General features: G+C 68.0%; 24 protein-coding genes. 14 read left to right on the plus strand and 10 right to left on the minus strand.

What is annotated here, in order from left to right:
* Positions 1-715: IclR family transcriptional regulator (locus JYG37_RS29110; RefSeq protein ID WP_213346843.1), on the minus strand; the 715-nt coding region annotated here is incomplete at its 3' end.
* 177 nt (positions 716-892) lie between these two features.
* On the opposite strand from JYG37_RS29110, the gene JYG37_RS29115 reads away from it, so the two are divergent.
* From JYG37_RS29115 to JYG37_RS29125, 3 genes are all read left to right on the plus strand, one after another.
* The gene (locus tag JYG37_RS29115) at positions 893-1852 is read left to right on the plus strand and encodes an MBL fold metallo-hydrolase (protein ID WP_050010982.1); all 960 of its coding nucleotides are present in this window, start codon (positions 893-895) and stop codon (positions 1850-1852) included.
* 183 nt (positions 1853-2035) lie between these two features.
* On the plus strand, positions 2036-3388 hold the full coding sequence (locus tag JYG37_RS29120; protein ID WP_213346845.1) for an MFS transporter: 1353 nt from the start codon (positions 2036-2038) through the stop codon (positions 3386-3388).
* 94 nt (positions 3389-3482) lie between these two features.
* On the plus strand, positions 3483-4832 hold the full coding sequence (locus JYG37_RS29125) for an MFS transporter (protein WP_213346847.1): 1350 nt from the start codon (positions 3483-3485) through the stop codon (positions 4830-4832).
* On the opposite strand, the gene JYG37_RS29130 is transcribed toward JYG37_RS29125, so the two are convergent.
* Complete coding sequence (locus tag JYG37_RS29130; RefSeq protein ID WP_124554226.1) at positions 4829-5629, minus strand: SDR family NAD(P)-dependent oxidoreductase; 801 nt, start codon at positions 5627-5629, stop codon at positions 4829-4831. The two genes, JYG37_RS29125 and JYG37_RS29130, sit on opposite strands and share 4 nt — an antisense overlap.
* A 133-nt stretch (positions 5630-5762) precedes the next feature.
* Between JYG37_RS29130 and JYG37_RS29135 the strand changes: the two genes are divergently transcribed.
* Positions 5763-6722: a GlxA family transcriptional regulator gene (locus JYG37_RS29135; RefSeq protein ID WP_050010986.1), complete on the plus strand. Its 960-nt coding sequence runs from the start codon at positions 5763-5765 to the stop codon at positions 6720-6722.
* A gap of 78 nt (positions 6723-6800) precedes the next feature.
* The gene (locus JYG37_RS29140; RefSeq protein ID WP_213346849.1) at positions 6801-7949 is read left to right on the plus strand and encodes an epoxide hydrolase family protein; all 1149 of its coding nucleotides are present in this window, start codon (positions 6801-6803) and stop codon (positions 7947-7949) included.
* Between the two features lie 101 nt (positions 7950-8050).
* Here JYG37_RS29140 and JYG37_RS29145 read toward each other — a convergent pair whose 3' ends face one another.
* Positions 8051-8542, minus strand: coding sequence for a 2,4'-dihydroxyacetophenone dioxygenase family protein (locus tag JYG37_RS29145; RefSeq protein WP_050010988.1), 492 nt, complete (start codon positions 8540-8542; stop codon positions 8051-8053).
* Positions 8543-8692: 150 nt separating this feature from the next.
* On the opposite strand from JYG37_RS29145, the gene JYG37_RS29150 reads away from it, so the two are divergent.
* The 3 genes from JYG37_RS29150 to JYG37_RS29160 are packed head-to-tail and all read left to right on the plus strand — an operon-like array spanning position 8693 to position 10792.
* Positions 8693-9181 (plus strand): MarR family winged helix-turn-helix transcriptional regulator, encoded by a 489-nt coding sequence (locus tag JYG37_RS29150; RefSeq protein WP_373452499.1) that lies wholly within the window; start codon positions 8693-8695, stop codon positions 9179-9181.
* Between the two features lie 37 nt (positions 9182-9218).
* The gene (locus tag JYG37_RS29155; protein ID WP_124593337.1) at positions 9219-9554 is read left to right on the plus strand and encodes a hypothetical protein; all 336 of its coding nucleotides are present in this window, start codon (positions 9219-9221) and stop codon (positions 9552-9554) included.
* Positions 9551-10792 carry an MFS transporter gene (locus tag JYG37_RS29160; RefSeq protein WP_213346851.1) on the plus strand — a complete coding sequence of 414 codons (1242 nt, stop codon included), beginning with the start codon at positions 9551-9553 and terminating at the stop codon, positions 10790-10792. The genes JYG37_RS29155 and JYG37_RS29160 overlap by 4 nt, the downstream gene beginning before the upstream one ends.
* Before the next feature lie 18 nt (positions 10793-10810).
* On the opposite strand, the gene JYG37_RS29165 is transcribed toward JYG37_RS29160, so the two are convergent.
* The gene (locus JYG37_RS29165; RefSeq protein WP_050010992.1) at positions 10811-11761 is read right to left on the minus strand and encodes a LysR family transcriptional regulator; all 951 of its coding nucleotides are present in this window, start codon (positions 11759-11761) and stop codon (positions 10811-10813) included.
* A 105-nt stretch (positions 11762-11866) separates the two neighbouring features.
* Between JYG37_RS29165 and aptA the strand changes: the two genes are divergently transcribed.
* Both aptA and JYG37_RS29175 read left to right on the plus strand, forming a co-directional pair.
* Positions 11867-13222 (plus strand): omega-aminotransferase AptA, encoded by a 1356-nt coding sequence (aptA, locus tag JYG37_RS29170; RefSeq protein ID WP_050010993.1) that lies wholly within the window; start codon positions 11867-11869, stop codon positions 13220-13222.
* 49 nt (positions 13223-13271) lie between these two features.
* Positions 13272-14789 (plus strand): CoA-acylating methylmalonate-semialdehyde dehydrogenase, encoded by a 1518-nt coding sequence (locus JYG37_RS29175; protein ID WP_124554232.1) that lies wholly within the window; start codon positions 13272-13274, stop codon positions 14787-14789.
* A 128-nt stretch (positions 14790-14917) separates the two neighbouring features.
* Here the strand turns inward: JYG37_RS29175 and JYG37_RS29180 are convergent, their stop codons facing one another.
* Positions 14918-15292 (minus strand): COG4315 family predicted lipoprotein, encoded by a 375-nt coding sequence (locus JYG37_RS29180; RefSeq protein WP_050010995.1) that lies wholly within the window; start codon positions 15290-15292, stop codon positions 14918-14920.
* A 405-nt stretch (positions 15293-15697) separates the two neighbouring features.
* Here JYG37_RS29180 and JYG37_RS29185 point away from each other — a divergent pair, with 405 nt between their 5' ends.
* The gene (locus tag JYG37_RS29185) at positions 15698-16075 is read left to right on the plus strand and encodes a nuclear transport factor 2 family protein (RefSeq protein WP_050010996.1); all 378 of its coding nucleotides are present in this window, start codon (positions 15698-15700) and stop codon (positions 16073-16075) included.
* A 97-nt stretch (positions 16076-16172) separates the two neighbouring features.
* On the opposite strand, the gene JYG37_RS29190 is transcribed toward JYG37_RS29185, so the two are convergent.
* Positions 16173-16976: a helix-turn-helix transcriptional regulator gene (locus tag JYG37_RS29190; protein ID WP_050010997.1), complete on the minus strand. Its 804-nt coding sequence runs from the start codon at positions 16974-16976 to the stop codon at positions 16173-16175.
* A gap of 132 nt (positions 16977-17108) precedes the next feature.
* Here JYG37_RS29190 and JYG37_RS29195 point away from each other — a divergent pair, with 132 nt between their 5' ends.
* Both JYG37_RS29195 and JYG37_RS29200 read left to right on the plus strand, forming a co-directional pair.
* A complete protein-coding gene (locus tag JYG37_RS29195) occupies positions 17109-18515 on the plus strand; it encodes an APC family permease (RefSeq protein WP_124593339.1) in 1407 nt (468 codons plus the stop codon).
* A gap of 64 nt (positions 18516-18579) precedes the next feature.
* Positions 18580-19689, plus strand: coding sequence for a P1 family peptidase (locus JYG37_RS29200; protein WP_213346853.1), 1110 nt, complete (start codon positions 18580-18582; stop codon positions 19687-19689).
* Positions 19690-19842: 153 nt separating this feature from the next.
* Here the strand turns inward: JYG37_RS29200 and JYG37_RS29205 are convergent, their stop codons facing one another.
* Positions 19843-20055, minus strand: a complete 213-nt coding sequence (locus JYG37_RS29205) for a hypothetical protein (RefSeq protein WP_059574472.1) — start codon at positions 20053-20055, stop codon at positions 19843-19845.
* A gap of 136 nt (positions 20056-20191) precedes the next feature.
* A complete protein-coding gene (locus JYG37_RS29210; protein ID WP_209925232.1) occupies positions 20192-22375 on the minus strand; it encodes an FUSC family protein in 2184 nt (727 codons plus the stop codon).
* 198 nt (positions 22376-22573) lie between these two features.
* Here JYG37_RS29210 and JYG37_RS29215 point away from each other — a divergent pair, with 198 nt between their 5' ends.
* Positions 22574-23521 (plus strand): LysR family transcriptional regulator, encoded by a 948-nt coding sequence (locus JYG37_RS29215; RefSeq protein WP_050011002.1) that lies wholly within the window; start codon positions 22574-22576, stop codon positions 23519-23521.
* 110 nt (positions 23522-23631) lie between these two features.
* Here the strand turns inward: JYG37_RS29215 and JYG37_RS29220 are convergent, their stop codons facing one another.
* Complete coding sequence (locus tag JYG37_RS29220) at positions 23632-23934, minus strand: DUF4148 domain-containing protein (protein WP_050011003.1); 303 nt, start codon at positions 23932-23934, stop codon at positions 23632-23634.
* Between the two features lie 213 nt (positions 23935-24147).
* Positions 24148-25290: a porin gene (locus JYG37_RS29225; protein ID WP_050011004.1), complete on the minus strand. Its 1143-nt coding sequence runs from the start codon at positions 25288-25290 to the stop codon at positions 24148-24150.
* Positions 25291-25399 lie beyond the last annotated feature (109 nt).

The raw sequence follows: 25399 nt of genomic DNA on the forward strand, positions 1-25399 counted from the left end.
CCGTCAACGCGAGCTGCAGGCGCCCGTGCGCATCGAAGACGGGCACGCACATTCCGCTGACGCCCGGGCTCGGCCGGTCGATGCTGCGTTCGATGCCGCGCGCGCGGATCGCGTCGAGTTCGACGTGTTGCGCAGCGGCATCCGGCACGACCGGCTCGCGTTCGGCGCCCGCCAGCGTACCGCCCGCGCCGGCCTGGCTGGCCGCCATCGCGTTGATGTGCGCGGCGTCGCCGAACGCGCGGAACACCCGGCCGGTCGCCGTGGTGTCGAGCGACATCACCGAACCGACGTGCAGGTTCATGTGCAGCGGATAGCCGCCGTGCTCGATGCGCACGATCGTCGGGCCGAGCACGCCCGGCACCGACAGCGCGACGCTCAGGCCGACCGTTTCCGCGAGCCGCGCCGCATGCGGCAGCGTCGCGCGGTAGGCCGGCTGGCGCTCGATCGACATCAGCCCGAGCCGCAGCGACAGCGGGCCGGGCTCGTAGTTGCCGGTGATCGCATCGCGCTTCACCAGCGCGAGCCGCGTCAGGCTCACGAGATAGGTGTGCGCCTGCGCGGTGGAGAGCTCGGCCGCCGCGGCCAGTTCCGACAGCCCGAGCGGCTTGCGCCGGCGCGCGAACGCGTCGAGCAGCCGGCCGCCGACCTCGACGCTCTGGATGCCGCGCTGCGCCTTGGGCTGCGCGTCGTCCGCGCTGACTTCGTGGTTCTGCACGCGATGATTCTTCCGTTGACGAAACCCCGCATGGTATCCGACGCCGTTTTCAGCGCCAGCCCGCAGGTTTACCCGTATTAGTCAATAGCAAGCGCGTTTGCCATTGACAAATATTCGACGCAAGCCGATGATCCGCTCATTCCCCTCAACACATGGCTCGCAGCCACGGAACGCACAATGGCCAAAGCATTCGCCTCCCAAGCCGATCTGGAAGAGAAGAAAGTCACGTGGACGAAGCTGTCCGAGAACGCGTACGCGTACACCGCCGAAGGCGACCCGAACTCGGGCGTGATCATCGGCGACGACAGCGTGCTGATCGTCGACACGACCGCGACGCCCGCAATGGCGCAGGACCTGATCGCGAAGATCCGCAGCGTGACCGACAAGCCGATCAAGCACGTGGTGCTGTCGCACTACCACGCGGTGCGCGTGCTCGGCGCGTCCGCGTACTTCGACGAAGGCGCGCAGCACGTGATCGCGAGCCGCGGCACGTACGAGATGATCGTGGAGCGCGGCGAGGCGGACATGAAGTCGGAGATCGAGCGCTTCCCGCGCCTGTTCGCCGGCGTTGAGACGGTGCCGGGGCTGACCTGGCCGACGCTCGTGTTCGAGCGCGAGATCACGCTGTTCCTCGGCAAGCTCGAAGTGAAGATCATGCACGTCGGCTCGGGCCACACGAAGGGCGACACGATCGTGTGGCTGCCGTCGCAGAAGGTGCTGTTCTCGGGCGACCTCGTCGAATACGACGCGGCCTGCTATTGCGGCGACGCGCAGCTCGAACAGTGGCCGGCCACGCTCGAGGCGCTGCGCGCGCTCGGCGCCGAGAAGCTCGTGCCGGGCCGCGGCCCCGCGCTGCTGAATCCGGCCGAAGTGAACAAGGGCCTCGACTACACGAAGGATTTCGTCACCACGCTGCTCGCGCAGGGCCGCAAGGCCGTCGAGCGCAATCTCGACCTGAAGGCGGCGATGGCGCTCACGCGCGAGGCGATGGACCCGAAGTTCGGCCACGTGTTCATCTACGAGCACTGTTTGCCGTTCGACGTGTCGCGCGCGTTCGACGAAGCGAGCGGCATCGCGCATCCGCGCATCTGGACCGCGCAGCGCGACAAGGACATGTGGGCCGCGCTGCAGGAGTGAATCGCACGCGGCGGGGCGGCATTCGGACGATCGCCTCGCCGTTTCACTGAGGGTTGCGGCATTCGCGGCGGTATCGTGCCGCGGCGCCGGCAGCCGTATCCGGTCTCACAAGAAAGCAGGGCGCATGCACGCCCTCGGAGACTGCCGCGCGCTCGATATCGCGCGGCCCGTTTGGAGAGAGACATGCCCCAATCGCTTCCCGCCGAAGCGACGCTCGCGCACGCGAGCGCTTCGGCGCCGACTTCCGCATCCGCATTCGGCGATGCGCTGCTGTTCCGCAAGATCGCGTGGCGGATCGTCCCGTTCCTGTTCCTCTGCTACGTCGTGTCGTTTCTCGACCGCATCAACATCGGCTTCGCGCAGTTGCAGATGAAGCACGATCTCGGCTTCAGCGATGCGATGTACGGCCTCGGCGCCGCGGTGTTCTACGTCGGCTACGTGTTTTGCGAAGTGCCGAGCAACATGCTGCTCGCGCGGTTCGGCGCACGCCGCACGTTCACGCGAATCATGCTGCTGTGGGGCCTCGCGTCGACCGGGATGATGTTCGTGTCGCAGCCGTCGCATTTCTACGTGCTGCGCTTCCTGCTCGGCGTGTTCGAGGCCGGCTTCTTCCCCGGCATCGTGCTGTACCTGACCTACTGGTTCCCCGCGAACCGGCGTGCGGCGGCGATCTCCGTGTTCTTCGCGGGCGTCGCGGTGGCCGGCGTGCTCGGCGGGCTGCTGTCCGGCTGGATCATGCGCGACATGAGCGGCGTGCTCGGCCTGCACGGCTGGCAGTGGATGTTCGCGATCGAAGGTGCGCCGGCGATCCTGCTTGCGTTCGCCGCGTTCACGTTGCTGGTCGACCGGCCGCAGGACGCGAGCTGGCTCACGGCCGATGAAAAGGCGCGCGTCGCCGCGCTGTGCGCTGAAGGCCGTGCACACGGCAATGCACACGACGGGCGCAGCGTGCTGGCCGCGCTCGCGAACCCGCGCGTGTACCTGTTCGCGTTCATCTATTTCTCGCTGACCTGTGCGTCGCTGACGCTCAACTTCTGGATGCCGCTGATGATCCGCGACTTCGGCGTGACCGACGTCGTGGCCGTGAGTCTCTACACGGTCGTGCCGAATGCGGTGGGCGCGGTGGGGCTGGTGCTGATCGCGCGCCGCTCGGACCGCACCGGCGAGCGGCGCAAGCACTTCGCATGCTGCACGATCGGCGGCGGCCTCGCGCTTGCGGCGCTGACGCTGCACCTGCACAGCTTCGCGGCGATGCTCGCGTGCCTGTCGGTCGCGGCGACGCTGATCTTCGCCGCGCTGCCGATCTTCTGGGCCGTGCCGACCCGCTACCTGTCCGGCAATGCGGCCGCGGCCGGAATCGCGCTGATCAGCAGCATCGGGATCACGAGCGGCATCGTCAGCCCGTGGGTGATCGGGATGATCCGCACGCGCACGGGCAGCATGGATCTCGCCGTGTACCTGCTCGCCGCGCTGCTGGTCGCGAGCGGCGTGGCGCTGATGGCGGGCGTGAAGGGAGAAGGCGCGCGGCGCGGCTGAACGTCGGCTTCGGCCGGTCGCCGTCGGCGGGCGGCGGCGACCGGCGTCGCGTTTCCCGCCCGGCCCGTATTCGCATCCATCGAGGAGACGATCGATGTCCATCCCCCTGCAAGCGGACGCCGCGCACGCGGCTGCGTCCGGTTCCGTTGCGTCCGGCAACGACGCGCTGTACCGCCGCATCGGCATCCGGATCGTGCCGTTCCTGTTCGTCTGTTACATCGTGTCGATTCTCGATCGCAGCAACATCGGCTTCGCGCAGTTGCAGATGCGGCAGGATCTCGGCCTGACCGATGCGATGTACAGCCTCGGCGCGGTACTGTTCTTTGTCGGCTACGTGCTGTTCGAGGTGCCGAGCAACGCGCTGCTGCGCCGCTTCGGCGCAAGACGCACGTTCGCGCGGATCATGGTCCTGTGGGGTGCGGTGTCGGTCGCGATGATCACCGTCGACAGCGCGAAGCAGTTCTACGTGCTGCGGTTCCTGCTCGGGCTGTTCGAAGCCGGTTTCTTCCCCGGGGTGGTGTTCTATCTGACGTACTGGTATCCGGCGCGCCGGCGCGCGTCGGTGCTGTCGATCTTCTATGCGGGCGTCGCGGTGGCCGGCATGATCGGCGGGCTGCTGTCGGGCTGGCTGATGCGCGGGATGTCCGGCGTGCTCGGGCTGCACGGCTGGCAATGGATGTTCGCGATCGAGGGCGCGCCCGCGATCCTGCTCGGCGCGATCGCATGGTTCTGGCTGTGCGACCGTCCCGAACACGCGCGCTGGCTGTCCGACGACGACCGGCAGCGGCTCGCGGCCGACCTGGCCGCCGATCGTGCCGATGCGCCCGCGCACGCGGCTGCTTCGCTGCGGCGGGTATTGGCCGAGCCGCGTACCTACCTGTTCGCGTTCATCTATTTCTCGCTGACGACCGCGTTGCTGATGCTGCTGTTCTGGATGCCGCTGATGATTCGCGAATTCGGCATTCACGACGTCGTGCACGTCAGCCTGCTGTCGATCGTGCCGAACGCGATAGGCGCGGCAGGCCTGATCGCGATCGCGCGGCGCTCGGACCGCAAGCGCGAACGCCGCCGGCATTTCGCCGCGTGCGCGTTCGGCGGCGCGGTGGCGCTCGCGTTGCTGACGCTGCACCTGCCGAGCATCGTCGCGATGATGGCGTTGCTGTCGATCGCGGCGATGCTGATCTTCGCCGCGCATCCGGTGTTCTGGGCCGTGCCGTCCGCGTATTTCGCGGGGGCCGGCGCAGCGGGCGGGATCGCGCTGATCAGCAGCATCGGCGTATCGAGCGGGATGATCACGCCGTGGATCGTCGGCGTGATCCGCACGCGCACCGGCAGCATGGATGCGGCGATGCTGATGATCGCCGGATTGCTGGCCGCGTGCGCGGTCGCGATGCTGCTGGGCGTGCGCGCCGCACCGCGCGGCGCGGGCCCCGCCGGCAACTAGCGCGTCGCGGTGTAACGCGGCGCCGGCGCATCCGTCGACAAATGCGGCGCCATCGTGCGGCGCGCGGCCTCGTACGCGTCCCATTCGTCACCCGCATGCAGCGAAGGGATCGTCACGAGCTCGCCGCGATCGAATCCGACCAGCGCCGCATCGACCATGTCCGGCGCCGTCATCACGATTTCCTTCGGCAGGTGCTCCAGCGGCAGGCCGCCCGTCTGCCAGAAATCGGTGGCCGTCGCGCCGGGCAGCACGGCCTGCACCTGCACGCCCTTGTCGGCGAGCTCGTGATGCAGCGACTGGCTGAACGCGAGCACGAAGGCCTTGCTGCCGCCGTACACGCCGTTCAGCGTTTCCGGCGAGATCGCGACGATCGACGAAATGTTGATCACCGCGCCGCGGCCGCGCGCGACGAAGCCGGGCACGGCCGCATAGGTCAGCCGCGTGAGCGCGGTCACGTTCAGGTCGATCATCCGCGTCATCGCGTCGACGTCGCTGTCGAGCAGCGGCGCATGCGTGCCGATGCCCGCGTTGTTCACGAGCAGCGTGATGCTCGCGTCCTGTTTCAGCTTCGCTTCGACGGCGGCGAGCGCCGCGCGGTCGTTGAGGTCCGCGTCGACGATCTCGACGCTGCGCTGCGTGTCGTTCGTGATGCGCTCGGCGAGGGCGCTCAGCCGGTCGCGGTTGCGCGCGACCAGGATCAGGTCGTAGCCGCGGCGCGCGAGGCGGTCCGCGTAGACGGCGCCGATGCCCGACGACGCGCCGGTAATGACAGCGGTACCGCGATGTGCTTGCGTCATGATGTACTCCGTTTTGATGAGAATGGCCGGATGGCGTGAAGGCATTCTGGCCTCGAAGCGCGGCGACACAAATGACGTAGATGGGTATGATTTCGGACATCGGGGCCAATCGGCACGAAACCGGAGAACGCGGATGCACCGAATCGGCTTTCTGATCAGCGACGGCTTTCAGATCATGGCGCTCGCCGCGCAGTCGGTGTTCGAGTACGCGAACATGGGGATGGACGCGCCGTTCTACGCGATGGACAGCTATTCGGTCGACGGCGGCGACGTGCGCTCGTCGCTCGGGCTGCCGGTCGCCACGCGCGCGCTGCGCGGGCGGCTCGGCGTCGACACGTGGATCGTCGCGGGCGTCAACGATCCGCTCGCCTCGCCGGCGCCGGCCGGCGTCGTTGCTTACCTGCGCCGCGCGAACGGGCAGGCGCGGCGGATCGCCGGCATCTGCACGGGCGCGTTCGTGCTGGCCGAGGCCGGGCTGCTCGCGCAGCGCCGCGCGACCACGCACTGGGCGTTCGGCCGCGACATGCAGCGGCACTACCCGGAGATTCGCGTCGAGGACGACCGGATCTTCATCGTCGACGGCCCGATCTGGACGTCGGCCGGGATGACGGCCGGCCTCGATCTCGCGCTCGCGATGGTGGAAAAGGACCTCGGCGCCGACGCCGCGCGCTCGGTCGCGCACAAGCTGGTGATGCATCAGCGCCGGGCCGGGGGCCAGTCGCAGCATTCGGAAATGCTCGAGCTGGCGCCGAAATCCGACCGGATCCAGAACGCGCTCAACTACGCGCGGCAGAATCTCGGCCGCGCACTGACGGTCGAGGAGCTGGCCGAGGCCGTGCACCTGAGCCCGCGCCAGTTCAGCCGCGTGTTCACGCTCGAAACCGGGCAGTCGCCGGCGAAGGCGATCGAGCGGCTGCGGCTCGAATCGGCGCGGCTGATGATCGAACAGAGCCGCCATCCGCTGGACGTGATCGCGAAGGAGAACGGTTTTCGCGACCGCCGGCACATGCGCGACGCGTTCGTGCGCGGGTTCGGCGTGCCGCCGCAGGCGCTGCGGCGCGATGCACGGGCGGGCGAGCGGGAAGCGGGCTGACGGGCGCAGCCGTACGCCGCCAGCGCCGGTCGGGAAAATCGCGCAGAATCCCGTCGACATGTTTCGCGAGGAGACACGATGCACGCCGAGCCGTTCGACATTGCGATACCCGATCAAGCACTTGACGACCTGCGTCGACGTCTGCACGACACCCGCCCGCCGAACCTGGCGCCTGCCGAGCCGTGGCAGCAGGGTGTAGACGGCGCGTGGCTGCATGAGCTGGCCGCGTACTGGGCCGACGGCTTCGATTGGCGCGCGGCGGAACGCGCGCTGAATCGGCTGCCGCAGTTCGTCGCGGACGTCGGCGGCCGGCGCGTGCACTTCGTGCATCGGCGCGGCACAGGCCCGAAACCCTATCCGCTCGTCGTCACGCACGGCTGGCCCGGTTCCGTATTCGAATTCCATGCGTTGATCGATCGCCTGTGCGATCCGGCCGCGTTCGGCGGCGATCCGGACGACGCATTCGACATCGTCGCGCCGTCGCTACCAGGCTTCCTGTTTTCTCCGGCGCCTGCGGTGCCCGGTACATCGGCGCTCCAGGTCGCCGACTGCTGGGCGGAATTGATGGCCGGCCTCGGCTACCGACGCTTCGGCGCGCAGGGCGGCGACCTGGGCGCGGGCGTGTCGGTCGCGCTCGGCGCGCGGCACGAGGGCGTGGTCGACGGCATCCATCTGAACTATCTGCCCGGCAGCTACGAACCGCCGATCGACGCGGCGCGGCCGCTGACCGACGACGAACAGGCGTTCCTGAAGCAGCGCGGCGACTGGGCGGCGCTGGAAGGCGGGTACGCGCACGTCCACATGACGAAGCCGCTGACGCTGGCCGTCGCGCTCAACGATTCGCCGCTCGGGCTGGCCGCGTGGATCGCCGAGAAATTCCGTGCGTGGAGCGATTGCGACGGCGACGTCGCGCGGCGGTTTTCGTACGACACGCTGTTGACCGGCATCTCGCTCTACTGGTTCACCGGCTGCATTGGCTCGTCGATGCAGATGTATTGGGAGAACCGGCTGCAGCCGATGCGGTTTACCCCCGGGCAACGCCTGGCGGTGCCCGTCGGTTTCGCGCGCTTCCCGAGGGAAATCAGCCGCCCGCCGCGCAGTTGGCTCGAACGCGTATTCGACGTGGTGCAGTGGACCGACATGCCGAGCGGCGGCCATTTCGCGGCGATGGAGGAGCCGGATTTGCTGGCCGACGATATTCGGCGGTTTTTCAGGCGTTTTCGATAACGAGCGGGGCGGTCGGCGGCGCGTGCGAAGTACGCCGGTGGCCATCCTGGCAACCGGGTGCGACCGCATCGCGCGGATCGCGCCGACGCCTATCTCGAGTCTTACCGCGTAACGAACGCCGTGGCCGCATCCGGCGCCGTACGCGCATGCTTGCGCTGGCGCAGCAGCGCGACGCGGCAGTTCTCGCGCGCCGTTTCGCGGCCGTCGTCGTCGAGCAGCACGAGGTCGCCGCGCATCACGTTCAGCGTGATCACATCCTCGCCCGGCGCGCCGAGCGTTTCCGGCGTATGTACCGAGCCGGCCGGTTCGAGCACCGTCGAACCGGCGTGCGCGACCCAGTCGTATTCGCGGTAGCGCCACGCACCCTGCAGCGTATGGACGAATACCTCGCCATCGTGACGATGGCGCGGCAGCGTGCCGCCGGCCGGCATCTTCAGCAGCGCGGTGAGCGTGTCCTCGGCCGCGTTGATGTGCAGGTACTTGATCGCGAGCCCCGGCAGGTCGGCGCTCATCGGCAGCCACGGCAGCGCGTCGCCGGGCAGGCACGAGATCGGCGGCAGGTCGGTGGAGAGCGGGGCGGACGGCTGCGTCATGGCGGAAGGCGGGTTGGAAACGGGAAGCCCGCATTATCGCAGAGGCGGATCGCGCGGCCGAACGGGACACGACCGCGTGCCGAAAACGGGGGCGACAGCCGGCTCCTTACACGATGAAATATACAGTCAAACTGTACAGTTTGACTGTCGATGTGTTATCTTGAATTGATGAACTCGCCATCGTCTCCCCCCGACACGCTCCCCCTGGCCGGTCTCGCCGGCGACCTCCGCATCTCGGTCGGCAAGCTGATGCGGCGGATGCGGGAGCAGACCCATCCGAACGACCTCACGTCGTCGCAGAAATCGGTATTGCTGCGGCTCGATCGCGACGGCCCGGCGACCGTATCGGCGCTTGCACGCGCCGAAAGCGTGCGCCCGCAGTCGATGCGCGTGACGGTCGCGACGCTGGAGGCGCTCGGCGCGGTCGCCGGCGCGCCCGATCCGACCGACGGCCGGCAGACGCTGATCGCGCTCACGCCCGGTTTCCGCAAGGTGCTGCAAGCGAACCGCGCGGCCAAGGACGACTGGCTGTTCCGCGCGCTGCACGCGCAACTGTCGGCGGCGGAACAGGCCGAGCTCGCGGCGGCCGTGAAGCTGCTGCAGCGGCTCGCCGAATTCCAGGACCCGGCGCGTTCGTAAACCGTATCGACCCGCTCGCTGAAAGGATGGCTCGCCCATGAACTTCCTGCATCTCGTGTCGTACTTCTTCGGCGGCGCGTTTCTCGCGAATGCCGTGCCGCATCTCGTCAGCGGGCTGCGCGGCGAGCCGTTCCAGACACCGTTCGCACATCCGCCCGGGCGCGGACTGTCGTCGTCGACCGTGAACGTGGTGTGGGGCGTCGTGAACCTCGTCATTGCTTATGCGCTCGTGCGCCGGGCCGGCGATTTCGACCTGAAGATCACGGCCGACGCGGCGGCGTTCGGCCTCGGCATCCTCGTGCTGGGGCTGTTCCTTGCGCGCCATTTCGGCGAACTGCACGGCGGCAACGCGTCCGACCGGGAGCGGCGATGAGCGTGCCGGTCGCGGGCGTGTTCCGCTCGCTTCGCAGCTTCAACTATCGCGTGTGGGCGATCGGCTCGCTGGTGTCGAACATCGGCACGTGGATCCAGCGCACCGCGCAGGACTGGCTCGTCCTCACGCAGCTCACGCATCACGACGCATCGGCGGTCGGCACGGTGATGGCGCTGCAGTTCGGCCCGCAATTGCTGCTGTTGCCGTGGACCGGCTACGCGGCCGACCGCTTCGACCAGCGCAAGCTGCTGATGGCGACGCAGGCGCTGATGGGCGCGCTGGCGCTCGTGCTCGGCGTGCTGACGGTCACCGGCGCCGTGCGGCTCGAGCACGTTTACGTGTTCGCGTTCCTGTTCGGCTGCGCGTCGGCGTTCGACGCGCCGGTGCGGCAGACCTTCGTTGCGGAACTGGTCGGCGACCGCGAACTCGCGAACGCGGTCGCGCTCAATTCGACGTCGTTCAACGCCGCGCGGATGGTCGGCCCGGCGGCGGCCGGCTTCCTGATCGCATCGGTCGGCACCGGCTGGGCGTTTCTCGCGAACGGGCTCAGCTTCTTCGCGGTGCTGGCGTCGCTGTCGCGGCTTCGGGAAGACGAATTGCGCGCGAACGTGCGGGCAGGCCGCTCGCGCGGCAGCCTGCTCGACGGGTTCCGCTACGTATGGCATCGCCCGGACCTGACGGCGATCCTTGTGATGCTGTTCCTGATCGGCACGTTCGGGCTCAATTTCCCGCTGTTCATTTCGACGATGGCCGCCAGCGTGTTTCACGTCGATGCGCGCGGGTTCGGCTTCCTGTCGTCGATGATGGCGGTCGGCACGATCTCGGGCGCGCTGCTCGCCGCGCGCCGCGAGCAGCCGCGGTTTCGTCATCTGTGGATCGGCGCGGCGCTGTTCGGGCTCGGCTGCACGTTCGCCGCGCTGGCGCCCGGCTACTGGTCGTTCGCGGCCGCACTGGTGCTGACCGGCATCGCCGCGATCACCTTCATGAATTCGACCAACAGCCTGATGCAGCTCTCCACCGAGCCGGCGATGCGCGGCCGCGTGATGGCGCTGCGCCTCGCGGTCGCATTGGGCGGCACGCCGATCGGCGCGCCGGTGGCCGGCTGGGTCGCGAACCATCTCGGCCCGCGTTGGGCGCTCGGCCTCGGTGCGGCGTCGGGCTTTGCCGCGGCGCTCGTCGCGACCCATTTCGTCACACGCAAGCGCGCGCAGCCGCGCGCGGGCGGCGACGGGGCCTGAGCGAAGCCGAACCCGCCGTTAAGCAGCCGGCAACACCGCCGCATGCGCGGCTTCGAGGCACGTCTGGAACAGCAGCGCCGCCCGCGACGGCTGCGGCGAGCGTCGCAGCAGGCTCACGAACCGGCACCGGTAATTGAACCGGTGCGGCGCGATCGGCTGCATCAGCCCCTTGTTGTCGAAACTTTCCGCGTAGTGATCGGGCAGGAAGCCCAGATAGCGGCCCGACAGGATCAGCGTTGCAATCGATTCCTGGTCCGACGCGGTCGCGCTGCGCGTGAGCTTCGCGCGATGGCTCAGCTCCATGTTCGGCGAATGGAAACCGAGCCCCGCGAACGCGTGGTGGCGGATCGTCGTCCACGTGAGCTTGCCGTGCGGCGCGTCGAACAGCGGATGCTGGCGGCCGCAGTACAGCAGCATCCGTTCGTCGAACAGCGCCGAATACACGAGGCTGCCGGAGTTGCGGTGCGCGGGAATGATCCCGACGTGGTAGCTGCCGTCGATCACCCCGCGTTCGACCTCGTTGATCGACGCGACGTGCAGGTTCAGCGCGACGTCGGGCGCCTCGTCCGCGAACTGGCGGATCGCGTCGCCCAGGCGCGCATGCGGGTTGGTCGCCGTCTTGTCGAACACCGCGATGTGCAGTTCTCCGCCCATCTTGTCGTGAATCCCGTCGATTCTGCTGCGAAATGCCTCCATCGACGCGAGCAGCCGCAGCGTTTCCTCGTACACCGTCTGCCCCTCGGGCGTCAGCGTGAAGCCCGCGCGGCCGCGCCGGCACAGCACGAGGCCGAGCCGCGTTTCGAGATCCTTCACGTGCCGGCTGATCGTCGAGATGCCGATATTCAGTTCCAGTTCGGCCGCCGCCATCCCGCCGCACTGCACGACGCCCTTGAAGACCCGCAGCAGGCGGAGATCCATGTCGCTGAGCTGCCCGAGCAACGCGCGGCTCTTCGGTTTCTTTGCTTGCATAGTTGCGCAAGTGAACATTGATATTGCGATATTCAAAAGACTAATTGGCGTCCCGACAATGCGCAATATCAATACGAGAAGGAGGGGCGCGCCGCGCCGACCGACATGACCGACATCACCACCGCGCAGCACGACGAAACCAACCTCCGCACCGACGCCGCCTGGCTCGACGCGCACTGGATGCCGTTCACCGCCAACCGTCAGTTCAAGGCCGATCCGCGCCTGATCGTATCGGGCAAGGGTGCGTATTACACCGACGGCGAAGGCCGCAAGATCTTCGACGGCCTGTCGGGCCTCTGGTGCACGGGCCTCGGTCACGGCCGCACGGAAATCGTCGAAGCGGTGAGCCGCCAGGTCGCGCAGCTCGACTACGCGCCGGCCTTCCAGTTCGGCCATCCGAAATCGTTCGAGCTCGCCAACAAGATCAAGGAGCTGACGCCGGCCGGCCTCGACTACGTGTTCTTCACGGGGTCGGGCTCGGAAGCGGCCGACACGTCGCTGAAGCTGGCCCGTGCGTACTGGCGCGCGAAGGGCAAGGGCACGAAGACGCGCCTGATCGGCCGCGAGAAGGGTTATCACGGCGTGAACTTCGGCGGTATCTCGGTCGGCGGGATCGGGCCGAACCGCAAGCTGTTCGGCCAGGGCCTCGACGCCGATTTCCTGCCGCATACGCAACTGGCCGAGAACAAGTTCTCGCGCGGGATGCCCGAACACGGCGCCGAGTTGGCCGACCGCCTGCTCGAGTTGATCGCGCTGCACGACGCGTCGAACATCGCGGCCGTGATCGTCGAACCGTTCTCCGGTTCGGCGGGCGTGGTCGTGCCGCCGAAGGGCTATCTGAAGCGCCTGCGCGACATCTGTACCGCGCACGACATCCTGCTGATCTTCGACGAGGTCATCACGGGCTTCGGCCGGGCAGGCGCGATGACGGGCGCCGATGCCTTCGGCGTGGTGCCGGACATCATGAACTTCGCGAAGCAGGTGACGAACGGCGTGCAGCCGCTCGGCGGCGTGATCGCGACGAAGGAAATCTACGACACGTTCATGGCCGCGGGCGGTCCCGAGTACATGCTCGAATTCCCGCACGGCTACACGTATTCGGCGCACCCGGTCGCGTGCGCGGCCGGCGTCGCGGCGCTCGACCTGCTGGTGAAGGAAGACGCGGTGGCCCGCGTGCGCGATCTCGCGCCGCATTTCGAGGCGGCCGTGCACGGGCTGAAGGGCCAGCGTCATATCACGGACATCCGCAACTACGGGCTGGCCGCCGGCCTGACGATCGCCGCGCTGCCCGGCGAACCGGCACGGCGCCCGTACGAGATCGCGATGCGCTGCTGGGCGAAGGGCTTCTACGTGCGCTACGGCGGCGACACGATCCAGCTCGCGCCGCCGTTCATCGCCGAGAAGCGCGAGATCGACAATCTCGTGAACGCGCTGTCCGACGCGCTGAACGAAGTGGATTGAGCCCGCGCTCGCTTCCGGCCATAACCGAATTCAAGCAAGAGTCAGACACATGAAACACGACAGCAATGTGACCTCCACCGTCGGCCACCTGATCGACGGCAAGCGCGTCGACGGCGGCAGCCGGGTCCAGCCGGTGTTCGACCCGGCCACCGGCGAATCGCACAAGAGCGTCGCGCTCGCCGACAAGCTGACCGTCGAAGCCGCGATCGCGTCCGCGCAGGCCGCGTTCCCGGCATGGCGCAACACGCCGCCGCTGAAGCGCGCCCGCGTGATGAGCCGCTTCAAGACGCTGCTCGAGGAGCACGCGGAAGAGCTGTGCGCGCTGATCACGGCCGAGCACGGCAAGGTGCTCGCCGACGCGATGGGCGAACTGCAGCGCGGGATCGAGAACGTCGAATACGCGTCCTATGTGCCCGAACTGCTGAAGGGCGAGCACAGCAAGAACGTCGGCCCCGCGATCGATTCGTGGAGCGAGTTCCAGGCGCTCGGCGTGGCCGCCGGTATCACGCCGTTCAACTTCCCGGTGATGGTGCCGCTGTGGATGTGGCCGATGGCCGTCGCGTGCGGCAACACGTTCGTGCTGAAGCCGTCCGAGCGTACGCCGTCGTCGACGCTGCGCATGGCCGAGCTCGCACTCGAAGCCGGCCTGCCGCCGGGCGTGCTGAACGTCGTGAACGGCGACAAGGAAGCGGTCGACACGATCCTGACCGATCCGCGCGTGAAGGCCGTGAGCTTCGTCGGCTCGACGCCGATCGCCGAAACCATCTACTCGACCGGCTGCGCGCACGGCAAGCGCGTGCAGGCGCTCGGCGGCGCGAAGAACTTCGCGGTCGTGATGCCGGATGCCGATATCCCCAACGCGGTGAACGCGCTGATGGGCGCCGCGTACGGCTCGTGCGGCGAGCGCTGCATGGCGATTCCGCTCGTCGTCGCGATCGGCGACGAAACGGGCAACCAGGTCGTCGCGGGGCTGAAGGCCGAGATCGAGAAGATGAAGGTCGGCCCGGGCAACGGCGCGGGCGTCGACATGGGCCCGCTCGTCACGCAGCAGCATTTCGAGAAGGTGACGGGTTTCGTCGAAGCGGGCGTGGCAGCGGGCGCGACGCTCGTCGTCGACGGCCGCGGCGTGAAGGTCGACGGCCACGACGGCGGCTACTACCTCGGCCCGTGCCTGTTCGACAACGTGAAACCCGGCATGCCGATCTATCAGCACGAGATCTTCGGGCCGGTGCTCGGCGTGATCCGCGTGAAGTCGCTCGACGACGCGATGGCGCTGATCGACGCGCACGAATATGGCAACGGCACGTGCCTGTTCACGCGCGACGGCGAGGCCGCGCGCTACTTCAGCGACAACATCCAGATCGGCATGGTCGGCATCAACGTGCCGCTGCCGGTGCCGGTCGCGTATCACTCGTTCGGCGGCTGGAAGCGTTCGCTGTTCGGCGATCTGCACGCGTACGGTCCGGATGCGGTGCGGTTCTACACGAAGCGCAAGACGATCACGCAGCGCTGGCCGTCGGCCGGCGTGCGCGAAGGGACCGTGTTCAGCTTCCCGTCGAACCGCTGAGTTGACGCGCGCGCCGGCCGCATGCAGCCAGCGCGACGTGCAAAGCCGCAAAAGCCCGCCCCGATCGACGATCGGCGGCGGGCTTTTTCACGTCCCGGCGAAACGCGCGGAACGCGGCGCAAGCCGGCTCAAGGCGCGACCACGTGCCACACGTTCTTGAAGTTGTCGCCGTTGCGTTCGCCCTGTTTCATGTCCTTCGAGTAGAAGTACAGCGGCTTGCCCTTGTATGCCCATTGCGGGCTGCCGTCGTCGCGCTTGACGATCGTGTAGGGGCCGACCGGTACGTCGGTCGCGCTGGCCTTGTACGGCGGCCAGAGGGTTTCGCATGGGCCCGAACAGGCGCTGGTGCCGGCGTTGGGCTTGTCCTTGTCGAACGAGTAGACGGTCATCCCGTTCGCGGCGACGAGTGCGCCGTTTTCTTCCTTCGTGATGGAACCCTGGGCCGTGGCCGAAGCTGACGCAATGGCGAGCAGGGCGGAGCTGACGAGCAGCGCGGCTTTCATGAGTGCCTCCTGATAATCCGGTGGGCGGCCGCGATTGCGTGCACGGGCGAGCGTGCGCCGGAATCGCGATGAATGGTGCCGGAGCACGGCGCCGTCGCTGCCGGCCCGCGCGAGCCGCGGCGGGGCGAATGGCGGCGAACGGAGCGCCTTATTCACGATAGGCGGTTTTTGGCGGTGCTGCGAGAAGATGGGGGGCATATCGGCGGCACGCACGCGGCGCGCAACGGCGCGACGATCGTCGTCGTGCCCGGGTATTCGGCATCCGTCCCCGCGCCCGCGCCGGGGGTGCGTTGCGGCGGCAACGACCCCGATACGGGTTTGCGTGGATGACATCGCGCGCATTCCGCCGGAATATCTTCGTCAGCGCGAGCCGGGCTCGCGCCGATCCTTCCGGGAGGGACGACGATGCTTCAGGATCCAGGCGATGTTGCGCGCGCCAGCTATCGCGCGTATGTCGACAAGGACCGCGACGCGATCGAAGCGCTGATCGCGCCGGATTTCCATTTCACGAGCCCGCTCGACAACCGGCTCGATCGCGATGCGTATCTCGCACGTTGCTGGCCGAACAGCGCGATACTCGCCGCTTTCGAGTTCGTCGACGTCGCTGTGCACGGCGAATACGTGTACGTCGTGTACGAAGCCGTGACGACCGCCGACAGGCGGTTCCGCAATGCCGAACGGTTGCGCGTGCGCGATGGCCGGCTTGTCGAGGCCGAGGTGTATTTCGGCTGGTATGTGCCGCACCCGGCGCCCGATGGCGGGTTCGTCGAATCGGGCAGGTGAATGCAATCGCGCGGCGCGAAGCTGACGTTTCGCCGTCGCGAGGCGCCCGCGCAGGGCGGCCCGCCGGGGCGTCGCCGGTTGACGGCGTGCGCGCCGCTCAACCGGCTGCATCGTCTTCCCCCAGCGCCCGAATGAACCGCGAAAACAGCTCAGGCTGCGACGAGATTCCAAGCTTCGCGTAAAGGTGCCGCCGATGCACCTTCACCGTCTCCGGTGAAATCGCGAGCCGCTCCGCGATCGCCTTCGACGAATTGCCGCGCAGCACCATTCTTGCGATCGCCATCTCGCGATCGGTCAGCACGCCCGCGCCGAAGCGCGCGAGCGCCTGCTCGACGCGCGCACCGAGGTCCGCGTCGGGCGTGGCGCGCGCGGCATCGCCCACCAGCCGCCAATGCTGCCGGATGACCGCGAGCACCCACGGCATCGCGGCCGTCAGCTTGCCGAGCGGCTCGACGTCGAAGCGCGTCGACGCACCGAGCGACAGCGACAGCAGCGTGTCGGCGTTCGGTCGCACGAGAATCTGGATCTCGTCGTCGCCGACCGCGTCGCGGAAATAGCTCAGGAAATATTCGCTCTGCCGGAACAGGTCGGGTGCGACTTCCTCGAGCCGGTAGCAGCCGTCGGCGAGCCCGTCGTGCGCGGCCTGCAGGAACGGATCGAGCAGATATAACCCGTTCAGGTAAAGCGGCACCGGCGACGCGGTGTCGGCGCCGCCCGTGTCGTATTCGTCGAGCACGAGCGGCACGCCGTCGCGGCCGATCGCGGTCGCGAGCGCGTTGTCGAACGGCGCCATTTCGTTGAGCAGCAGCACGAGGAACCGCCAGAAGCGCGGCTGGCCGAGATGATCGATTGCGCGGCCGAGCGCCTGGTGCATCGCGATTTCGGAAAAGAGACGATCCATACCACCACCGGAAGGGCGTAACACGAAGGGGGAATAGCGGTCCTGAAATTGGCTTCCTAGACTGCCACGCAATCAATCGGGCCCGAGTATGGGTGTTCAAAAAAAGGCGGCAAAGGAACAAAGGAGCACGAAATGGCGATGATGTCGGAATCGACGGGCACGCTGCAAGCGGCCTCTGCAACGGAAGACGCGCCGCGCGCGCTGTCGCAGACGCTCAGCGTGCGCGACGCTGTGATGATCACCGTATCGGGCGTGACCCCGGCCAGCTCGATCTTCGTGATCGCGCCGTTCGCGATCCAGCAGGCCGGCAGCGGCGCGGTGCTGTCGTTCGTGCTCGGCGGCGTGCTCGCGCTGGCATTCGCGCTCTGCTATGCGGAACTCAGCGCCGCGCACCGCAGCGCGGGCGGCGAATACGTGATGGCCAAGCGCGTGTTCGGCACGCTGCCCGGCTACCTGACCTTCATCACGGTGCTGTCCGTCAGCGTGTTCATCCCGGCCGTGCTCGCGAGCGGCGCCGCGCCGTACCTGAACAGCGCGCTCGGCACGCACTTCGGCAATCAGTCGGTCGCGCTGACGATCGTGCTGCTCAGCTATCTGCTCGGCATGCTGAACATCAAGACGAATGCGTGGATCACCGGCGCGTTCCTGGTCGTCGAAATCGGCGTGCTGATGCTGATCGCCGGGCTCGGCTTCGGGTCGCCGCATCGCGGCGCCGACGTCCTGATCGCACCGGTCGTCGCGAGCGGCAATGCGCTCGTGCCGGCCACGCTCGCGGCCATCGTGCCCGCGATCGGCACCGCGATCTTCTGCTACAACGGTTTCGGCTCGGCCGCCTATCTCGCGGAGGACTTGCGCGGCGGCAACCGCAACGTCGCGAAGGCGGTGATCTATTCGCTGCTCGTGATCCTCGTCGTCGAACTGGTGCCGCTCACCGCGATCGTGCTCGGCGCGCCTTCGCTGACGGAACTGACGAAGAGCGCCGATCCGATCGGCTATGTCGTGCGCTCGCTGAGCAATCCGGCCGTGTCGCGCGTGGTCAGCGGCGGGATCTTCCTGTCGGTGTTCAACGCGATCATCGCGATCGTGATCGCGATGGGCCGCCTGCTGTACAGCAGCGGCCGGCATGCGCTGTGGTCGCGCACCTGCAACCGCGCGTTCTCGACGATCCATCCGCGCCTCGAATCGCCGTGGCTCGCGACGATCGCGCTCGCGATACCGTCGGCCGGGCTCGTGTTCGTGTCGAGCCTCGATGAACTGACCGCATTCACGGTCGACCTGTTGCTGCTGATCTACCTCGTCGTGGGGCTGGCCGCGCTCGCGAGCCGGTTCGTGCGCCGCGACGTCGAGCATCATTACCGGATGCCGCTGTGGCCCGTGACGCCGCTCGTCGCGGTGGCGGGCGCCGCGTATACGCTTTACACGACGCTGGCGACGGCGACGAAGCCGACCGACCTGATCATCATCGCGGGGCTGCTGGTCGCGGCGCTCGTGATGTACGTCGTATGGGCGCGCCACAGCGCGGCATTCCGCGCGCTCTGAGCATCGGCTCGACTCCGTGCATCACCGATACACCGAATCATCGAAAGACAGGAGGAATTGCATCATGCGCACGAGGGATCTCGGCATCCGCATCGGACTCGGCACGCCGGGCCGCTTCAACGCGATCACGGACGTGTCGGGCGTGCGGGTCGGACATTGCACGCTGAACGTCGAGAGCGGCGACGCATCGATCCGCACCGGCGTCACCGTCATCGAGCCGCGCGCGGGTGCCGCGCACGATTCGCCGTGCTTCGCGGGCGTGCACGTGCTGAACGGCAACGGCGACGCGACCGGGCTCGAATGGATTCGCGAAGCCGGCCTGCTGACCACGCCGATCGCCTATACGAACACGCACAGCGTCGGCGCGGTGCGCGACGCGCTGGTCGCGAACGAACGCGAAGCGGCGGCCGGCCGCGTGTACTGGTGCATGCCGGTCGTGATGGAGACCTACGACGGACTGCTGAACGACATCTGGGGGCAGCACGTGAATGCCGCGCACGTGCAGCGCGCGCTAGCAGCCGCGCAGTCGGGGCCGGTCGCCGAAGGCGGCGTGGGCGGCGGCACGGGCATGATCTGCCACGAGTTCAAGGGCGGCATCGGCACCGCGTCCCGCGTGCTGGCGAGCGATGCGGGCGGCTGGACCGTCGGCGCGCTCGTGCAGGCGAACTACGGCGTGCGCGAGATGCTGCGCGTGGCCGGCTACCCGGTCGGCGAAGTGCTGCGGCACGTGCATTCGCCGTTTCGCGAAGCCGACGCGAAAGGCGAGGCCGGCATGGGTTCGATCGTCGTCACGATCGCGACCGACGCACCGTTGCTGCCGCATCAATGCACGCGTGTCGCGCAGCGCGCGAGTGTCGGGCTCGCCCGCGTCGGCGGCGGCACCGAGGATTCGAGCGGCGACATCTTCCTCGCGTTCGCGACCGGCAACGCCGGCCTGCCGGCGGTGAACTACGGCAGCAAGGGCACGCCGACCACCGACGTGCGGATGGTCAACAACGACCATATCTCCGCGCTGTTCGTCGCGGCGGCGGAAGCGGTGGAGGAAGCGATCGTGAATGCGCTGGTTGCGGGCGGCGACGTCGCGTCGCGCGGGGTGCGGGTCGAAGGGCTCGGGCCGGCGCGCTTGCTGGATGCGTTACGCGAAGTAGGCTGGCGGCCGGGGCGCGGCGCCTGAAACGGCACGCGCCGCTTCAATCGAAGCGGCGTGGTGTAGGACGGCGATGCGGCGATCGGCCGGGCCGCGATCGGCCGGACCGCCGTCCGTCCGCGCACGTCATGCATGCGGTGCGGGCGATGCGGGCCTGGCCGTGGCGACGCGGCGTCATGCTCAGCTGCCGAAGTAGATGTTGCAGAAGCTGACGGGGCCGACGCACGCGTTCGGGTCTTCCTGCTTCGATTGCGCACGATCGACGCGGCCGGCGGCCTGGACCGCCTCGGCGCGGTTCGCCTGTTGCGGTGCGGCGTCTGCCGGCGCCGGCTGCGCGTGAGCGACGGCAGCGGTGAGCGACAGGGCAACGAGGGCGAGGTGCAGCGGCTTCATTTTGTTTCTCCTGGGTGAGTGCCAGTCTCGCTGGCAGTGAGGAAACTATAGGCTCGCACTGCTTAAAGATTAATCACCGCGCCTGTAGAGCTTATTTCCATCCGGAACAAGGATCCCGTTGCGCGCGCATCGATCTTCAATGGCGGTGCCGGTTGAACGGCGCGTCCTTGTCGAGCAGCGCGCTGCGCATGAAGTGCAGGCAGCCGACGATCCGCTGCATGTTGCGACGCGCGTCGGGCACCGCGTACCACGCCTGCAGCGCGTGCTGCGCCGCGCGGATCGCGAGATTCACGGATTTCAGCGTGCGCGCATGGCGGGCGGGCGTCGGATCGTCGAAGAAGCGCGGCAGTTCGAGCAGCACCGCCTCGATCGAACCGGTCCAGCGCAGCGTCTGCGGCGGTCTCGCTGCGCAGAACATGTGCAGCTCGTCGCGCAGGTCGATGACCGCGTGGCCGATCTCGAGCGTCGACAGCATCCAGCGCAGTGCATCGCGATGCTGCCGCGTGCGGCGCACCAGCAGCGTACGCAGTTGCGCCATCAGGTCGTGCGTGCTCGACTGGAAGCGTTGCGCGAGGCCGTCCGGCGCGCCTTCGCACGCAAGCGTCACCTGGCGGCGCAAGTCGTGCGCGATCCGGCCGGTGAGCCAGGGCATGTGCGTCGGGAACACGACGGCGAACACGAGCGAGCACGCCAGCATCGCGACGACGACCGCCAGCCCGTTGTTGATCAGCACTTCGGGCGTATACGCGATGGTGTTGTCGGGGCCCGCGAGCAGGCAGAAGAACACCGCGAAGCCGATCCCGTAGCCGGACAGGCCCGGCCGCATCGCGAGAAACGCGCCGAGGCCGAGCACCGGCGCGAGCGCCGCGCACAGCAGCGGAAAGCCGTCGATGTTCGGATAGACGTAGCAGAGGAACAGGTAGCCGACGGCGGTCGCGAACGCCGCGCCGACGCCCATCTGCGCGACGAACTTCGGCGCGCGCGGCGACGTCGAGCTGAGCGCGCACGCAATCGCGGTGGCGATCACCGCGAGCGAGCCGCTCGGCCATTCGGACGCGATCCAGAACGCGCTCATCGCGCCGACGGCAACCACCGTGCGCAGGAACGCGAAACCGACGAAGAACGCATTGGTTTTCACCGCGTAATGCGTGACCGAGCGCTCGAACGCGTGATCGTCCTGGTCGAGCGACGCATAGGTGTCGACGTAGCCGAGATATTCGCCGATGAACCGGTACAGCAGTTCGATCGCGGTATCGAAGTCGAGCAGGCCGCCGGCCGCGTGCTCCTCGATGGCTCGCCGCGATGCGCGCGCGGCCTTCGGCAATGCACCGTGGAAGCGGCGCAGTTCGAGCAGCGCGCCGGTGGCCGGCGCGATGCCGCGCTGGCGTTCGTCGCGCAATGCGGCGAAGCGCAGTGCGAGCGCGTCGACGTGCGGCGCCAGCGCGTCGAGCACCGCGTCCGACCGATTCGCACGCAGCCGCTTGACGAGTTGGTGCAGCGCATGCAGCCGCGTACATGCGTTCATGAACTCGCTGTTCAGCCGCGCGAGCCGGCGGCTGCGCGCGCGAATGTGCGGATCCTCGAACGACGCGAATGCACGGTTCGCTTCGAAGCCGACGATGTCGTCGACGAAATCGGCGAAGCGCCGCTCGAAATCGCCGCGCGCGACGTCGCCCGACAGCGCGCCGGCCGTGAACGCCGCAAACGTCGCGTGGCGCGCGCTCAACGAGCGCATCAGCGCCTTCGCGGAACTCAACGGCAGGATCAGCGCGCTGACCGCGCCGGAGCATGCGATGCCGAGCGCGACTTCCGCGGCGCGCGTGAGCGCGGACTGGAACAGCGTCTGCGGCGTCATCACGGCCGGCAGGCCGATCAGCGCGGCCGTGTAGCCGGCGAGCACGAAGCCGTACCAGCGAAAGTGGCGGTTGCGCACCGCGAGCGCGATGCAGCCGCCGATCCACAGCGTGATGCCGGCCATGTACAGCTCGGGCTGCTGCGCGAACAGCCCGCCGAGCGCGAGCGCGCCGACGAGGCCTGCCGCCGTGCCGAGCACGCGGTAGAAGCTCTTCGCGAACACCATCCCCGACAGCGGCTGCATCAGCACGAACACGGTGGTCATCGCGGTGCGCGGCTGCGACATCTCGAGACGCATCGCGATGCCCATCGCCAGCAGCGCCGCGAGCACGGTTTTCGCGAGGTGCAGCCAGATCAGCCCGTCGGTCACGGCCCAGTCGCGCGCCGCGTTGCCGAGCGGATCGAGCCATCGCCTCCATCGTGCCGGTTCGATGGAAGGTCGCGCGATCGCAGGTGGTGGCTTCATGAAAAGGGGCCCAAGGCCGCCCGCGCGAGGTGCCGCGGTGCGTCCGAACGGGTCCGTTCGACTGGTGAGGCGCCGATTGTAGGAGCGCGGCGCCCGCGCATTAACGCAGTTGCGGGGAAACGATAGTTGCAGCGGGAGTAACAATCTGTCGCATCCAGTGGAGGAAAATGGCGGCTCCGCTACAGGTCGCTCACAGGAATGGATACCCTACAAAACATGCGGGTGTTTACGCGCGTCGTCGAGACGGGCAGCTTCACCGCCGCCGCGCAATCGCTGAATTCGACGACGGGCGCGATGTCGCGTGCGGTGTCGGAGCTCGAGGCGCGTTTGCGCACCCGTCTGATGAATCGCTCGACGCGCCGTCTCGCGCTCACGTCGGCCGGCGAAAGCTATCTGCGGCGCTGCCGCCAGATCCTCGCCGACGTCGACCGCGCGGAAGAAGAGGCGAGCTGCGCGCACGAGCGCCCGGCCGGCGTGCTGCGCATGCACAGCTTCGCGAGCGTCGGTCATCACTATGTATTGCCCACGCTGACGCGCTATCACGCGCAATTCCCGGACGTGTCGATCGAACTGTCGCTGTCGCAGCGCATGCCCGACCTGTTCGACGGCACGAGCGACACGGCCGTCGTCACCGCGTCGTCGCTGCCCGATTCGGAACTCGTGTCGCACCTGCTCGGCTCGACGTTCAGCATTCTGTGCGCATCGCCCGACTACGTGAAACGGCACGGCGTGCCGGCCCGCCCGCAGGATCTCGCCGCGCATGCGTGCCTGACGCTGTGTACGCCGGCGTTTCCGACGCACGAATGGGTGCTCGAAGGACCCGAAGGCGTCGAGCAGATTCATGTCGCCGGGCCCGTGCAGACCAATACCGCCGAATCGCTCGCGCTTGCGATCCGCGACGGCATCGGGATCGGCATGCTGCCGCTGTATTCGGCGATCGACGCGCTGCGCGACGGCTCGCTCGTCCGCGTGCTGCCCGCGCATATCCTGCAGAAGATGAACGTGTATGCGCTGTACCCGTCACGCCGCTTCGTCGATGCGAAGGTGCGGACCTGGGTCGAGATGCTGCGTGCACAGGTGCCGACGATGATCGCGCGCGACGTCGAGATGCTGAACGCGATCGATCGCGAACCGCAGGCCGCCTGAGCGCAAGCCGCCTTGACCCCGCGCGCGCATCGGCGCGCGGCGGGTTGCTTCATGCCCATGCCGGAACCGCGTCATTCGCCATCCATGCTGGATGCGAGCGACGCGCGCCGTCACAGCGCGGGCTTGGCCGCCGCGCCCGATTCGGTTGCCGGCTCGCCGGTCGGGCCGTAGGCGGCCCGCGCCGCTTTCCGTTCGGCGAGACGCTTCGCCTGCAGTCGTTCCTGCGCCGCGAGAATGTCGTCCGGATAGTTGCCGATTTCCCCGCGCGCCGGGTTGTAGCCGACCGATTCGAGGTCGATCAGCTCCTGCAGCACCTGCGCGCGCGTGACGGGCGACTTCGCCTGCTGGGCGAACGACAGGGCCGGTGCGACAAGCAGGACGGCAGCGGCGGCGGTAACGACGAGCGATTTCACGAGGTTCTCCTGAATAAGGGGTGGGTGGCCGGATCGACACGCTGCGCGCGGCGCCGACCTTGGACGTCAGTCTACGGAGCGAGTCCGCGTGCAAACACCCCGATTCCAGGAGGGCTGCGTTCCAGAAGCAACAACATTGGCGGCGTCGCCCGCGGCTACTGAACCCGTGTGTGCACACGGCTCCTGCAGGCGGACGACGTCGCGCGATGCCGGTCAGAACCGCGTGCGCATGCCGATCGTGCCGACCACCTGGTTCGCCGTGCTCGATGCGCCGCCCGACGTGTTGATGAACGCCTGGTAGCCGCGGCCCGACGCATGCTGGAACATCGCTTCCGCGTACAGGTCGGTGCGGCGCGACAGCTTGTACACGGCCTGCAGGTTGGCCTGATGCCACTTCGGATCGCTGCCGTGCTTGCTGTCGGGATTCGACACGCTGGCGTCCGTGTACACATAGGCCGCGCCGACGCTGACGGCCGGCGTCACCGCATAGCGCACGTTCACGTCGTAGTTGTTGAACGCGATCTGGCCGCTGGAGCCGAACGCGCCCGTGTTGTCGTACTGCGAGCGCGTGTAGACGAAGCCGACGGTCGCCGGGCCGAACACGTAGCTGACGCCGCCGCCGTAGCTGCGCATGCGGTCCGAGCCGATCGACCAGCCGCCCTGGTTCAGGCTTTTCGCTTCGGCCGAATCGGTCGCGCCTGGGCTCGCGCTCGTCGAGCCCTTCGTGCCGTTCATCTGCAGGTACGCGCCGGCCAGCTTCAGCGGGCCGTTCGTGTAGCTCGCGGCCACGCTGTACGCGCGGTTCGCGCTGAAGTTCGCCGAGTTGGAGAACGCGTACAGCGCGCCGACCTTGAAGCCCGCGATCGTATCGCTCGTGTACTTGACCGCGTTGTTGATACGCAGCGAGTGGTTCAGGTTGTCGTTGTCGAACGGATGCGCGAAGCCCGTATCGCCGAAATCGCCGGACGTCGCGGACAGCGGCGCGACGAAGTCGACCATCGTGTCGTACTGGCGGCCGAGCGTCAGCGTGCCGTAGCCGGCCTGGCTGAGGCCGACATATGCGTGCCGGCCGAACAGCTTGCCGTCCTGGCCGAGCCCGCCGTTGTTCGCGTTGAAGCCGTTCTCGAGCACGAACAGCGCCTTCAGGCCGCCGCCGAGATCCTCGGTGCCGCGCAGGCCGAAGCGGCTGCCGTTGATCGTGCCGGTCGCCATGCGCCACTGCGACGCACCGTTCACGTTGTTGGTATAGGCGATGCCGGCGTCGATCAGGCCGTACAGCGTGACCGAGCTTTGCGCGTGAGCGAGCGGCGCGAACAGGGCGGCGGCGCACGCGCCGGCGATCAGGGTTTTTTTCAAGGTGAAGCTCCTGCGTGTGGGACGGGAAACCAAAGTTCGGCGCCAGTATAGGAATGCGCGGCGCGCGCAAGGGCCGGGCGGCCGCGAGCGCACTGTTCCGGATCCTGCA

It is taken from the genome of Burkholderia sp. LAS2, assembly GCF_018417615.1.
GTDB classification, from domain to species: Bacteria; Pseudomonadota; Gammaproteobacteria; order Burkholderiales; family Burkholderiaceae; genus Burkholderia; species Burkholderia sola.